A 13,439-nucleotide genomic window follows, 5' to 3' on the forward strand; every position below is an offset into this window, starting at 1 on the left:
CTTAGCTACTTTAAAAGCTATAACGGTAACTCGCACCGATTTGACGTTCTTGCCCAAACTGAAAATACGGTTCAGTCACATAATCTTTACGAGGATCGTTACCAAAGCCGCCAAAACCACGGGTAAATAATTCTCTATCAAATAGGTTTTTGACCCATAGGCTCACCTCGCTACTGCCGATGGTATAGCTCAAGCGTGAATTTACAACATAGTTAAATGGTGAACGCTCATCATGCCCAATAGATAAACGATACTCGTCTTTAGCATCTACATCGAGATACCACGAAAGTTGTTCACTAATGAGGTAATTTGAAGAGACAAATGCCGTAAATTTAGGTGCTTGCGCCTGTTCTTGTTCTGGTACAAAACTGCCATCTAGTCGTGTGTAGTTACCGAAGGTTGCCCGTAAAAAGCCAACATTAGCTTTTACCGTCCACGCGTCACTTAAATACCAATCAGAACTAAGTTCTATCCCTCTGTTCTTTCCAGTATCGGTATTTCGAACCGCATCTGCAAACGAAGGTACCGACGTACCATCATCAAGTACGTTTTGAAACACAGCAAAATCACTGACCTGAGCATCTTCACGCTTCATGTAAAATACTGACGCGCTAATATTTGCCATGCCATCAAACGCTTGGCCTTTTACACCAAACTCCACGTTCCAGTTAAACTCAGGATCAAAGGTTCTATCGTTGCCAGATAAACGCTGATCTATGTTAAATCCACCCGCTTTATAACCGCGAGATAAGGTACTGTATACAAGCGAATTTTGTAGTGTGTATTCAAGTGAAATGGCAGCGGCAAATAAAGTATCGTCTAATGTTTCAGTAAAGCCATCGCTGTCGCTGTAATCGGCAGTAAAACTCTCAATCCTTGCAGAGCCTGTTAAACGAAAGTTTTCACCTACTAGCGCAGAATATTGTCCAAACACTGCCGCAGACTCGGGATTATAGTCACTTGTAAAATCGCCACTGTTAAACGTATATTCTCGCAACAACGATTCATCGTTGTTGTAAACATTTAAACCAACAAGCCAATTGTTCTCAGTCGACCAAAGTGATCCTAGTTTAATATCTAAAGACGCACGGTTTACGTCACGCACGTATCTGTCGAATGAGGTATAACCATCAGGATGAATACCGGTAAATGTCCAATCTTCGTCATATGCATAGTCAAACTCACCTGACAAATTGGTAACGCTCGCTTGAAGTTGCATCGCATCAAATTCTTTTACAAACTTTACGCTAACCGCGTTAGCGTCTGTGTGATCTCTACCAGGTTCATCAGATAACGTGACATTGTCGTTGTTTAATGTAAACGCATCGTATCCGTTATTGATATTAAAGTGATAAAAACGAAAATCTAAAGATGAATCTTCAGATGTATTCCAATTTAAAAATAACGAAGCACTTAATTCGTCTACGCCGTTTGTATCATCACGACCAAGAAAGTCATTTTCAACAAACCCGTCCGAAGATGTTTTTTGAACACTCGCACGATAGCTCAGGTCCTCACTAATCGCATTGCCATGCGCTGCGCCTAATTGCCACTCACCAAATTCTGCAACGGTTGCAGTAGCAAAACCTGCAGAATCACCGTTAGCTGGTTGACTTACTAACTTAACAACACCTGCAAGGCTATTGACACCCGACGCGACAGATTGCGGCCCAGACAGTAACTCAACTTGCTGTAAGTCGAATGTAGTGGCTAAGCTCCCCAAGCCTGAAATGTCAATCTCATCAAGCAATAATCCAACAGAAGGGTTGGTTGGTTCAGAAAATTGACCGCGTTCGCCAATACCTCTGATTTGAATGAACTTTCCTCGCGTCGCGCCCGCAGAAAAATTCACATTAGGTAACGCAGAAATAATATCCTGCAAATGCCTAGACTCTCTCTCTTCCAGCACGTCGTTGTCTAATACAATGACTGAGCTAGGTAACTCAGATAAGTCTCTTTCAACTAAACTGGCTGTGACCTTAATCCGTTCTACAGCCGTTTCGTCGTCGGCAATGGATAAGGTAGTTTTTGCAGCTAAAACGCTGACTACAGATAAAGCAATTATTGATTTTTTCATCGAATCTCTTCTTATAGAAAAGACCCGGTATTACGGCAGGTATTGGGACAATAAATTGTTAACCATTCCTACGCCGGTATTAACCGGATCAGGTAAATAAGGGTTCTCATTTGAATCTCAGCAGTTCTCGACTGCACCCCTTGGTTTTTATATTTCAACATGTGTCCTTTCAGACGGCGCGCATGGTATCAAGACTTACTATGTGATGGAAGCACTATATAAAATTTATGTCTTAGAACTAAGTAAATTCAATGTTTTCAGCTCTTCTTGCATTTGTGCGTCGAGTAAGGCCATTGTTTTACCATGTGGTGTCGATTGCCTTGTCTCTGGATCAACAGCAACAAACACGATGTCGTCCGCCAAACAAATTGTCGACTTTGTTGCTTTGTTTCTAACCAAGCAAGTGACCGTAATTGACGTACGCCCTACTTTTTTTGTGACTAAACCAAACTCTAATACTTCGCCAACCAAGGCTGGTGCCTCAAAACTAATTTCACCTATATGCTTTGTCACCAAACAATTTGAACCAAGTTGGCATATAGCATAAATGGCTGCTTCTTCATCAATCCATTCCAACACACGGCCACCAAATAATGAATTTGCGTAGTTAAGATCACTCGGCATAACTAAACGTCTTGATAAAAATTGCATTAATTCACCTTGTTTTCGATGTAGACTAGCCGTTTACAACATTATATTGGTTTTACTGTGTTTCGAGCAAACATAGATTTAATTCAAGCATTTAGACAATGGTTAAATAACAGAAAAGGCCCTGATTACCATAGAAACATGGTAGTTATCAGTGCCAATCGGCCAACCATAAATAATTTATGCTGTGAGCTTGAAGCTAACAGTGCGACATTTTTGTTAATCAGCGAACGTATTTATATTGAAGGAAAGTCAGCTTTACCTCGCAATATAAATTCTCAATTGGGGAATGAGTGCACCAATGTAGTTTTTGACGCTCGACATGATTTTTCAGCGTCATCGCTATATGCCGCATCAGGTTTGGTGAAAAAGTCGGGTAATTTTATTCTACTTACACCTCTAATAACTCGCTGGCCGGCGCAAAGTGCCAAATATGATAAACAAATGAGCTATGGCCAACGCAACGCCAACAGCTTGTTTGTCGTTAAGCTGATTCAAGTGTTACAAGCTTCACACGCCATTTCATGGTTAAGTCCAGGCAAGATTGAATTAAGTCCGCCACAACGCGTAATGCGCACAGTGAAGCCGAATGATGAGAAGCGCTCTACGTGCGCCAGTTCGCAAGCCGACAATGACTCGCTCACGTTAAGCGTCGATCAACATACAATTTATAAAAACATACTAGACACATTGCAAACCGGCTTGCACACAAAACATATTGTATTAGGCAAAAGAGGAAGAGGAAAATCAACACTACTCGCACATATCGCTGTATATGCGAGATCAAAAAATTTGCGCGTGCGCTACACCGCAAATGTACAACAAAACTGCAATGCAATTGCTGCATTGCTGCAGGCTAATAATCTACTAAATGCATCGGCGGCGTTTAATTCTCCAGATCAAGCAGCTTTTAACACAGATACGTGCAACACAATTGATGTGTTATTGATAGATGAAGTAGCCTCAATAGCACCCGACTTAATTAAGGTGATGTTAGATAAATATAAATTTGTGGTAATGGCTGGCACTTACGACGGATATGAAGGCACAGGAAGAGGCTTAGTGCAAAGACTCATTCCATCGATAGCCGACCTTAAACATTATGAATTATTGACGCCTATGCGATGGTATGAAAGCGACCCAATTGAGGCATTATTCACGCGACTATTTTCGCCGGGATCGCCTAATACATTACACCATACGAGTATCACGCCAGACCATGACTTTACACATAATGACGATCCAGGAGATTCTCTGCAGATTCGTCTACTTGAAAAAGAAACATTAATAAAAAACCACAGGTGCTACAAAGAAGTCGTGCACTTATTAACAAATGCACACTATCAGACAACCCCAAACGACATAAAACGCATACTGGATGAAAGCAGTTACCAATTGGTCGTGGCAAGCAAGAAAATTGGAAACACTTCGGTCATCGTAGGACTTGCTGTGTGTATTGAAGAGGGAAATTTTGACGAGCAGCACTTATCAGCAAAAATTGCAGAAGGTAAACGCAGAGTTAAAGGCCATTTGTTCGCGCAGAATATGGCACTTTACATACATTGCCCTTCTCTTTTGACATTTAAATATCTCAGAGTCCAGCGCATAGCCGTAGTAGACAGCCTTAGACGTAAAGGCATAGCTAGTATTTTATTGACATTCATTGGCAAACACGCGGGTAAACATGGGCAAATACTTTGTACAAACTTTGGTTTAACAGACCCGTTAGTAACATTCTGGCTTAAAAACAAATTTGAATTAGTTAAAGTAGGCCAAAAAATCGATGGTGCCAGCGGCACACTATCAGGCTTTTTTGTGCAAAAACAAAGAGCAAACGAGGCCTCTTACCCAATATCTTCGTTACTCCTAAAACTTAATTTAGAGTTAGCATTCATTAAGGCGTTTAAACCGAATCTCCTAAATAGAATCCCACAACAAATAAACACTCGTTTAGCTTCTGAACAATTCATGCATGAACAAATAGATACTTACCTAAAAAATAGATTTCACCGCCTCATCAATGGCAACTTACAGGTCGAACAGCTATTGCCGGAATGTTACTACTTGATTAACTTTTGTAAATTGACTGAATATGAACAAGATATCGTAACATTGGTGAGTAAGGGGATTTCTCAAGAGGACAAATATAAATCAAGAAAAAGGCTCATGGACTGGATAAAAAAAACCCGCTATTAACAGCGGGTTTTTTATCTTGTTAAGCTGTATACACCTTACAGTGTTATACCACTATTTTTGGCTTTGGTTTTTATGTGCGCAATCCATGCGTTAGCACTGCGTCTTTGGCTAGGATCACCCCTAGATTCCAAAGCATGTTTATGAGCTTCTCTAAAGTCACCAATCCAAAGATTAGCCAAAGCTAGTGACATGTGAACTTTTGCTGGATTCTCTACACCCGACTCAATGGCTTTTTCAAGTGCATTAATAGCACCTTTGTAATCTTCCGCATTAATTAGCAACTCACCTTGCTTTTGGAAGTATTCAGGCTTTGCCTCCTTTCCAGCTGCTTTTGCATAATACTGCGCTGCAGACTTGTACTCTTTTGCTTGGTGATAAGTTCTAGCTAAAGCAGCAAGCTCAGCAGCCGTCTCTTCAAATAACCCGGCTTCTAAATGTTTTTTATACAATCGAGCGGATTGAATAGGCGCATCTGACGCAGAATACAATTGAATGAGCGCTTTTATCTCTGATTTTTTACTTAAAAAACCTTGTCTGTATGCAGAAGCAAAAGTTGCCAGAGCACTAGAATAGTCTTCAAGCATCATGTAGAAAAAGCCCGTTTGCGTCCACCAAAGCTTATCGTCTGGAAAAAGCTGTACTAATGTTTCAGATACCTTAACGGCTTCTTTAAACATTTTCCTTTCCATATAAGAATTAACTTTAAGCACATAAGGGTCTTTACTTGGCTCTTCAAGCAATCCAATTGCCTTATCAGCTGGCGCAATCACCTCATCAAACTTCTTCATTTGCGTGTAAGCTTGCCCAATGAATAAGTACGCTTGCGAGGTTTCTTTACAAGTGAAATCCATCCACTTACCAAACCAATCAATTGAATCTTGATACTTTTCCATTTGCAAAGACAACTGTGCGACAAGATACAACACGTCAGCATGATCCTTGTCATTCAACGTTTTTACATTGATTGACTCAATCAAGGTTTTTAAGGCTTCTTCTTCTTTGTCGTCTTCCGACACCAAAAGTTGCCCTAAAAACTTATTAACCGTTGCTTGATCGAAGGGGTCTTTCGCTTCAATCTCACCCAGTAAACGAATAGCTTCGGGCGTATTATCTTGATTATACGCCTCGAATGCCGCTGTCAATTTTTTACCTGCGCGCTCACCAATTAGTTGCGTTTTTGCCGGTACATATCCCGCACACGCTACAGGTGGCGCCTGCTGTGCTAAAGCACTACTTGTATAAGTACCAATAGTCAGCACAGAGAAAGTTAATAAAATTTTATTGAATCGCTTAATCATAATTAACCTCCTTCAAGCGTAAAGTCTAGTTGAACCGTTAACCCCGGTTGTCTAACCGCTTTACCATCAACAATTTTAGGATTGTAACGCCACTTCCGTAACGCTCTTTTGGCCTCACGGTCAAAGATACGTTTTGGCTGCGCGTCAAGTACCTCAACATCTTCAACACCACCAATTTCATTAATAGTAAAAGACATTAATACCCAACCTTCTTTACCATCACGAGCGGCTTCTGGTGGATACTTTGGATCTTGCCTAAAAATGGGGGTAGCATCGCCGTCTTGGATTTGACCACCAAATCCACCAATACTCACGCCAACACCGCCTGTATCGATACCAGGTACTGACAAACTAAATGCGTTTGCATCCGGTTCAGCAGCTTCTGGCTCCACTACTTGAACCTTTGGCGGTTCTTGAGGTGGCGGCGGTGGCGGTGGCGGTTGACGTACTCTAGTTTGAGTAGTGTCATCCGGTTCACTCATCAAAATATCAATGACTGGTGGCGGGTCAAGCGGCTCTGAGCGCTCACCCGTGTTTTCCACCAATTTTGCCATAATGACAAAAAGGGCGAAAACAATACCAGCACCAATGAAAATAGAAGCAATTATTCTAACCATATTTACTCCCTCACTGCGACTGCTACACGGTCAATACCGGCAGCTTTGACCTGATCCATTACTTCTATTACAAGACCGTGTTTGGTTTTTTCATCCGCTTGGATGAACACAACTTCGGTCGGTTGTTCTAAGAGTAACTTCTCTACATTTGCTCTTACTGCTTCAGATGATATTTCGCGTCTGTCAATCCAGACATCACCATCTTCAGTAATCGCGATAAAAATGTTGGCATTTTTATATTGAACTGCCGTCTCACCTTCAGGTTTGTTTACTTCCATACCTGCTTGTTTAACAAAAACGGTAGTTACAATGAAGAAGATCAGCATGATAAACACGATGTCTAACATCGGTGTCATATCAATTTGCGCTTCCTCATCTGGTTCTCTTGTTTTACGTGCCATAACTACCTCTACTAATGATGTGGCAAGCTATCTATCAATGACTCTTTATGCATTTTAGCTTTGGCTTCTAACCGAGAGCTAAAGAAAAGTCCTGATAGCGCGGCCACCATCCCAGCCATTGTAGGAATAGTTGCCATTGATATACCTGCGGCCATCAATCTTGCGTTACCCGTACCTTGCGTAGACATTGTTTCGAATACGTTAATCATACCGGTCACTGTACCTAATAAACCTATTAGAGGGCACATTGCAACTAAAGTTCTAATAATCAACAAGCGCGCTTGTAAATTGTCAGATGCTCGTGAAATCCATGCGTCGCGAATTCGATGCGCATACCATGATGTTGTATCTTTTCTGGCATCCCAGTCCGCAATAATTTGCTTGCGCACTTTTGGGAAGACAGCAGAAAGATACCAATAACGCTCAATCATTAAAACCCACATTAGAAAGAGCGCGGCAGCGACGAAATAAAGTACGTCACCACCGGTAGCGATGAATTCCCTAACAGATTCCCATAATCCAATTAGGGTCAACATATTATGCTTTCTCCGCTTCTGCGTGTTCTGCAATAATGCCAGCGGTCTGTTCGTCTAAGATATGTACGATAGACTTACTGCGTGCAGCAACAATACTATGCATCAGAATTAGTGGTAGTGCTGCAATAATACCTTGAGCAGTAGTTACTAGCGCCATTGAAATTGAACCAGCCATAATACGTGGGTCACCCGTACCGAACAAAGTAATTTGCTGGAAGGTCGCAATCATACCAAGTACTGTACCTAGTAGACCAAGTAACGGAGCAATAGCTGAGAAAATCTTAATGATGTTGATACCTGCATCAACGGTCGGCAGCTCTTTAAGAATTGCTTCGTCAAGTTTAAGTTCTAATGTTTCTGTATCAACAGACTTGTTCTCTTTGTATATGCTTAAGATACGTCCTAGCGCGTTACCTGTAGACGGGTTATCGATATTATTAAGCTGTGACTTCATCTTACTAGCCATTAGACTTAATTGAATGAGTTTGAATACGCCAATTAGAAGACCAATTATAAGCATCACAGTAATGATATAACCAACTATACCGCCCGCGTGATAACGCTCAGATAATGTTGCTTTTTGTTTGAACAAATTAAGAATAGCACCACGTGAAGGGTCTATATAAACTGGTATGATGCCGCTTGAAGCGTCACGTAAATCCTGAGTAGATGCAACTTGGTAACCTTCAGGTTGGCGGCCCAAAGGCTGAATCTTATTAGCTGAATCGTTATACACAAGATAACCTTGTTCACCAATAAGGTTAAACGTACCTACACGCACAACTTCTTGTGTTGTAGAGCCGCCTTCAAGGTCAACAACTTCGGCTTGGAATTTAACAACTTGACCAGATGCCGTCATTTCTTGTTGTAAAGATAACCATAATTCTTCTAACTCTTGAATGTTAGGTAAACCTTTAGAGTCCTGTGACATTTCTTGTAAAAACGTTTCACGACCAGTAAGTTGCGCACTTACAATAGACGTTGAAATATTACCGTATGCATCAGCAGAGGCTTGACGTACCACACCAAACATTTCACCTAAGGTACCGGTTGCTTGGTCTAGTTCTTCTTCTTTTGCGATAATTGCTTTTTCGTTATCCGCAAATTGTTGCGTAAGTCTGTCACCACGTGCTTCTTCTGCGGTAAACGTTGCTTGCGCCTTTCTTAGCAATGCTTGCTTGTCTGCTCTATCGCTCGTGAACTCTCTTTCGCGATCAGCATTTATTTTTGCTTCAGATACTCTGTCTTTTTTTACTTGCTCAAGCAAATCTTCTAGCGAATTTGCCGTTTGAGCGGATGCGGTACCCATTACCAGCGCAACCGATGCAGTTGCCAATAGTGTTTTAATCATTGTTTTCATTGACGCTTACTCCGCCGCTTTAATTGGAAGTTTAACTAGGTCTTCAGGTTCTAAGCCCTGAGCGATACGAACGGCTGTAACAACAGAACCGAGGTAAGAGTCGTCTAGCGACTGCCATTCTCTCGCACCATTGTCCCAAACATAAGCAGCTGATTGGTCTAATGTAAGCGCAACTAGAGACGTACGTCCTAAATTAAAGAAATCTACTGGAACCGAACTACCACCAACGCTAATAGAACCTTCGTTAGTTGAAATTCTGCGGCCGTATTCATTCTCAATTGAGTAAGCGTCTAGCACCTGACGGAATTGTTCAGATACTGTCACGTTTGACTGCGTCATTAAGTCACGAAGGCGCTCAACACGGTCTAAACGTTCTTGTAGATTGATTGGAACATCTAACTTGATAAATTGCTCAAGGCTATCAATCATTTTATACATCAACGGCACAATGTTTTGTTTCGTTTCTTCAATAGAATCAATCTGGCGCTGTAATGAGTCAATACCGCGTTGTTGATCTGCAACTAAACCAGCAAGGTAATCATTGTAAATTTTTAAATTTTCTGTCTGGTCGACAACACTTCTATATTCGGCTAAAAGCTCTTGTGATTGTTCAAGTAAACCGTCTATTTTTTCTTGTGATTTTGCTGCATCCCTCACAATCTTTTGCTCTTCTTTTTGAACATCTTGAAGAGGGTTTGCAAAAGCGATTGACGTAGATGCTAACGCAATAGCACCAACAACACTCGCCGCAATTTGAGTTCTCTTGCTCATTTTGGACATATTCCCAACCATTAATTCTGGTGTCGGCTCACGGATGTGGCTATCGACATGATTATATTTAAAGTTCTGCCTTTAATACACAATAAAGGCAATCACGTAAATAGTCACAGGATGTTACATAAATGTCAAGGTTGGTTGGACTAAGTTATTACAAATAAATAGAAATGCGACGTGTGGTAAGACTTCTTAGTAATGTGTTGTTACAACTGAAATTTTAATGGCTTGAGTTGGTTGTTTAAATTATATTCATATTTATCATATAAATATAAACTCATAACAAGTATTCTCGCTTAAATTTACTTTCCTGCAAACGAGGTTTGCGACAGATCAATTTATGTTAAACAGCACGAATGAATACATTCAAAAAATGAGTGTTAGAGACAAAGCGAGTATACAAAAGACTGCATAAAGACGATAGAAAAAGCATCGGCTATATAAAAAGACCCTCAACACTTGTTGAGGGTCTTTGTTTAAACTTCTACTTATTTAGATATAACGTTTAGAATGTGTAATCAACACTGAAATAAGCGGTACGTCCGAACACATCAAAGTAACGAGGATCAAAGCCTTCTTGGTGACCACCATTCTCGCCCAATGCAAGAGGCGGTTGTTTATCAAACAAGTTATTGATACCAAACGAAGCAGATAAATGGTCGTTATAGTTAAACCTAGTTACGTAGTCAACAGTGGTATAAGACGGCACTTGTAGTTGAACACCGCCAGCGTAGAAGGTATTCAAATCACTCGCTAAACGAATACTCGAGTCTCCTCCAGCAAAGTTTTCATCAGTCCAACCGCTTTGATAGTTTATCGCAACAGAATGAGAGAAATTACCGTGCTCAAGCTCGTTCACAATACGCACTCTGTTATTAAATACCACAGCATCATCTGGTCCTTTGCGTCCCAAGCTAGTATCAAAGACTGCAGCAACATCTCCAGTGCCAGTACCGGCCCGTAAGTAGTTGCTTTCAATCATATAGGTACCAGATACTGTAGTAAGTAAACTAGCTGAGCCAAGTTCATTCGTAAATCCGAAGGTATAATCAATACCTTCTATATTAGCCTTACCTACGTTAACAGACGCAGTGATCATCGCTAACTCTTGGTCACCTGTACCAGGGTTAACTTGGGTGGTAAACAACTCTCGAAATTGCTCTGGATTTCCGAAAATTTGCCCTTCAGTAGCTGGTAACACCTGATTTGTCAGCTCAAGTTTCCAGTAGTCTACACTGAAGTTGAAGTCACCATCATCATATACTGCACCAACAGAAAATTGCTCAGATTCTTCTGGCTCTAAGAATTCATTACCTTGTCTAACAACATCATACTGTGAACTAGGCGCTAAACAAAAAGCGGCTAATGGGTCGGATCCAGTAAATGGGCAATCGTAAGTATTGCCTGTTACTCCAAATGGGATACGAGGCTCAGCTATTTGACGCATAGTAGGTGCTTTCACACCTGTGGCATTCGATGCACGAATCAACCATTCGTCAGTAGGTCGATACGCTAGACTAACCTTGTATGTAACATCGTCCATATCAATACCGCTAGTGCCTGATTGAGTAGCGCCAGTGTTAACGCCATCCCCATCTGGATCTGTCCATAAGACTGAAGTAGCAGCAATGTCACTTATTTCATCGTAACGCACCGCACCGGTCACTTCTAAGTTTTCCGTTACTGGCACTGCCGCTTCTAAATATGCTCCAAATGTTTCACGGGATAAATCAAACTCAGGATCAGGTCGTGTAAACAAGATAACCGCTTGCTGATTCGCTGCTGACGTAGGTCTCTTATAAGACATATCGCGATAATCGAAACCACCTGCTAAGTATACTTCACCAGCTGGTAATTCAAATACTGGTGCAGAGAACTTGGCTTCAAGTACGGTTAGTTCGGTTTCAGTTTTTGTGTCTAAACCGTTGAATATGGTACCTGATATTGCACTTCTTTCTTCATCAGTCAGGTCACTTGGTTGAGCGAATACATTGACCTCACCAGATGATACCAGTGGTATAAACAAAGACGTTATTGGGTAACCAGTCAGAATTGTGTCGTCACGGTCAACGCTAGAATGCGTTAATGAAACGTCATACGATATATCACCAAACTCACCTCGAACACCGAAGTTAGTCCAAAGAGAATCGGTTGAAAATTCGTTTGTACGATTACCACCTGGTAAGGCCCGCCACGCGCCAGCAACATCGAAAATATTTGCTAGTATCTCGTCGCCAGTAAAGTTTAAGACACTACCATCAGTTTGTGTGAAATCAACACCATTCGGTAAAAATGGCAAAACTTCTGTTTGTACGAGTGGTGATGTTGTTGGTATGGTAAACGTACCTGTAGGATAAGGGGCGATACGAGCTATCTGTTCAAATTTTGAATAGTTTATTGTGGCATAAGCTTCAGCTGATTCACCCAAACTTACCAAACCACCCAAAATAACATTGTCTCTGGTAGATTCAGGGTAAATCTCTAGAGTTGACGTAAAATCAAATACACAGCGGTCAGTTAATACAGTGGCAGTAGCAGCTTGTGACGGTACGTTATTTGGGCCACAACCATTGTTTGCCGCGGCAAAAGGATTGAATTGGTAGCTGTAAGTATCTCGTGAGTTAACAACTCCGTCGCCATTTCTATCTTGATTATTGGGGTCCAAGAAACGCACACGAGCATTACCAGGAATAGCGTTAGACGAAGAGGCAACGAACATTAGATCATCACCATTATGAGTAAATGGAATAAAACCTGTTTTGGCGAATTCACGTTCCCTACTCGCTAATTGGGTTTGGTCTTCATGAGAAACGGACAAAAAGACATTGAAACCATCTGAGCTTACATCACCATAACCAGTAGTTAAACTCAGTGAGAAATTGTCACCACCGGACTCTTGAGGGGCATCATAACGAGCACTTACCGTCGTTTCCTGAATATCACTTTTTAGTATGAAGTTGATAACCCCAGCGATTGCATCCGCGCCGTATATAGCCGAAGCGCCATCAGTCAGCACATCTACCCTTTCGATTGCAGATAAAGGAATCGAGTTAACGTCAATTGAGCCGCCAGAATCGGCAGACGCTAAGCGACGTCCGTTTAGTAACACAAGAGTATACTCGCCGCCGAGACCACGAATAGAGGCTGTGGATATACCGCCGCCGCCGCCACCAACACTTTGTGATGGTGTTTGAAAACCTTGCATTGCAGGTATTTGCGCAATTAAGTCAGGAATAGACGTAACGCCGGATTTGGCAATGTCTTCTTGAGTCAAGGTTGTAACAGGTAGTGAACCTTCCATATCGGTTCTTTTAATACTTGAACCAGTGATAGAAATACGCTCAACTACTTCTCCGTCAGGAGTTTGCGCTAATGCTAAATTAGAAAATGAGATTGTTGAGGCCGCACCAACGGCGCACGCAAACTTGACAGCTCGCGCTATTTTGTTATTTGTAAACATTCTGTCTCCCTAGACATCAATATTATTTTGATTATTTATTGTTTGAGTTATATTTTTAATTCGTGATCTTTT

The 13,439-nt window shown here is 41.3% G+C and carries 10 protein-coding genes and 1 riboswitch; of the genes, 1 reads left to right on the forward strand and 9 read right to left on the reverse strand.

Annotation, left to right across the window (positions count from 1 at the left end; translation table 11 throughout):
- Positions 1 to 10 precede the first annotated feature (10 nt).
- Both QQK00_RS07890 and QQK00_RS07895 read right to left on the reverse strand, forming a co-directional pair.
- The gene (locus QQK00_RS07890) at positions 11 to 2,077 is read right to left on the reverse strand and encodes a TonB-dependent receptor (protein ID WP_284216932.1); all 2,067 of its coding nucleotides are present in this window, start codon (positions 2,075 to 2,077) and stop codon (positions 11 to 13) included.
- Positions 2,078 to 2,125: 48 nt separating this feature from the next.
- A riboswitch (TPP riboswitch) is annotated at positions 2,126 to 2,228 on the reverse strand.
- Between the two features lie 74 nt (positions 2,229 to 2,302).
- Positions 2,303 to 2,728, reverse strand: a complete 426-nt coding sequence (locus tag QQK00_RS07895; RefSeq protein ID WP_284216933.1) for an acyl-CoA thioesterase — start codon at positions 2,726 to 2,728, stop codon at positions 2,303 to 2,305.
- A 57-nt stretch (positions 2,729 to 2,785) separates the two neighbouring features.
- On the opposite strand from QQK00_RS07895, the gene QQK00_RS07900 reads away from it, so the two are divergent.
- Positions 2,786 to 4,921, forward strand: a complete 2,136-nt coding sequence (locus tag QQK00_RS07900) for a tRNA(Met) cytidine acetyltransferase TmcA domain-containing protein (RefSeq protein ID WP_284216934.1) — start codon at positions 2,786 to 2,788, stop codon at positions 4,919 to 4,921.
- Between the two features lie 35 nt (positions 4,922 to 4,956).
- On the opposite strand, the gene QQK00_RS07905 is transcribed toward QQK00_RS07900, so the two are convergent.
- From QQK00_RS07905 to QQK00_RS07935, 7 genes are all read right to left on the reverse strand, one after another.
- Positions 4,957 to 6,219 carry a tetratricopeptide repeat protein gene (locus QQK00_RS07905; protein WP_284216935.1) on the reverse strand — a complete coding sequence of 421 codons (1,263 nt, stop codon included), beginning with the start codon at positions 6,217 to 6,219 and terminating at the stop codon, positions 4,957 to 4,959.
- 2 nt (positions 6,220 to 6,221) lie between these two features.
- On the reverse strand, positions 6,222 to 6,836 hold the full coding sequence (locus QQK00_RS07910) for an energy transducer TonB (protein ID WP_284216936.1): 615 nt from the start codon (positions 6,834 to 6,836) through the stop codon (positions 6,222 to 6,224).
- 2 nt (positions 6,837 to 6,838) lie between these two features.
- A complete protein-coding gene (locus tag QQK00_RS07915) occupies positions 6,839 to 7,237 on the reverse strand; it encodes an ExbD/TolR family protein (RefSeq protein ID WP_284216937.1) in 399 nt (132 codons plus the stop codon).
- A gap of 11 nt (positions 7,238 to 7,248) precedes the next feature.
- Positions 7,249 to 7,773, reverse strand: coding sequence for a MotA/TolQ/ExbB proton channel family protein (locus QQK00_RS07920; protein WP_284216938.1), 525 nt, complete (start codon positions 7,771 to 7,773; stop codon positions 7,249 to 7,251).
- A 1-nt stretch (position 7,774) separates the two neighbouring features.
- Positions 7,775 to 9,133 (reverse strand): MotA/TolQ/ExbB proton channel family protein, encoded by a 1,359-nt coding sequence (locus tag QQK00_RS07925; protein WP_284216939.1) that lies wholly within the window; start codon positions 9,131 to 9,133, stop codon positions 7,775 to 7,777.
- A gap of 6 nt (positions 9,134 to 9,139) precedes the next feature.
- A complete protein-coding gene (locus QQK00_RS07930; protein ID WP_284216940.1) occupies positions 9,140 to 9,904 on the reverse strand; it encodes a DUF3450 domain-containing protein in 765 nt (254 codons plus the stop codon).
- A gap of 508 nt (positions 9,905 to 10,412) precedes the next feature.
- Entirely contained in the window at positions 10,413 to 13,367 is a 2,955-nt protein-coding gene (locus tag QQK00_RS07935; RefSeq protein WP_284216941.1) for a TonB-dependent receptor, read from the reverse strand.
- Positions 13,368 to 13,439: the final 72 nt, after the last annotated feature.

This window comes from Agaribacter marinus (genome assembly GCF_030160655.1).
Classification (GTDB): domain Bacteria; phylum Pseudomonadota; class Gammaproteobacteria; order Enterobacterales; family Alteromonadaceae; genus Glaciecola; species Glaciecola marina.

Bases quoted from the DNA above. Each gene is read 5' to 3' on its own strand.
- QQK00_RS07910 (WP_284216936.1), bottom strand. From the start codon at position 6,836: ATGGTTAGAATAATTGCTTCTATTTTCATTGGTGCTGGTATTGTTTTC.
- QQK00_RS07905 (WP_284216935.1), bottom strand. From the start codon at position 6,219: ATGATTAAGCGATTCAATAAAATTTTATTAACTTTCTCTGTGCTGACT.
- QQK00_RS07930 (WP_284216940.1), bottom strand. From the start codon at position 9,904: ATGAGCAAGAGAACTCAAATTGCGGCGAGTGTTGTTGGTGCTATTGCG.
- QQK00_RS07915 (WP_284216937.1), bottom strand. From the start codon at position 7,237: ATGGCACGTAAAACAAGAGAACCAGATGAGGAAGCGCAAATTGATATG.
- QQK00_RS07935 (WP_284216941.1), bottom strand. From the start codon at position 13,367: ATGTTTACAAATAACAAAATAGCGCGAGCTGTCAAGTTTGCGTGCGCC.
- QQK00_RS07890 (WP_284216932.1), bottom strand. From the start codon at position 2,077: ATGAAAAAATCAATAATTGCTTTATCTGTAGTCAGCGTTTTAGCTGCA.
- QQK00_RS07925 (WP_284216939.1), bottom strand. From the start codon at position 9,133: ATGAAAACAATGATTAAAACACTATTGGCAACTGCATCGGTTGCGCTG.
- QQK00_RS07920 (WP_284216938.1), bottom strand. From the start codon at position 7,773: ATGTTGACCCTAATTGGATTATGGGAATCTGTTAGGGAATTCATCGCT.
- QQK00_RS07895 (WP_284216933.1), bottom strand. From the start codon at position 2,728: ATGCAATTTTTATCAAGACGTTTAGTTATGCCGAGTGATCTTAACTAC.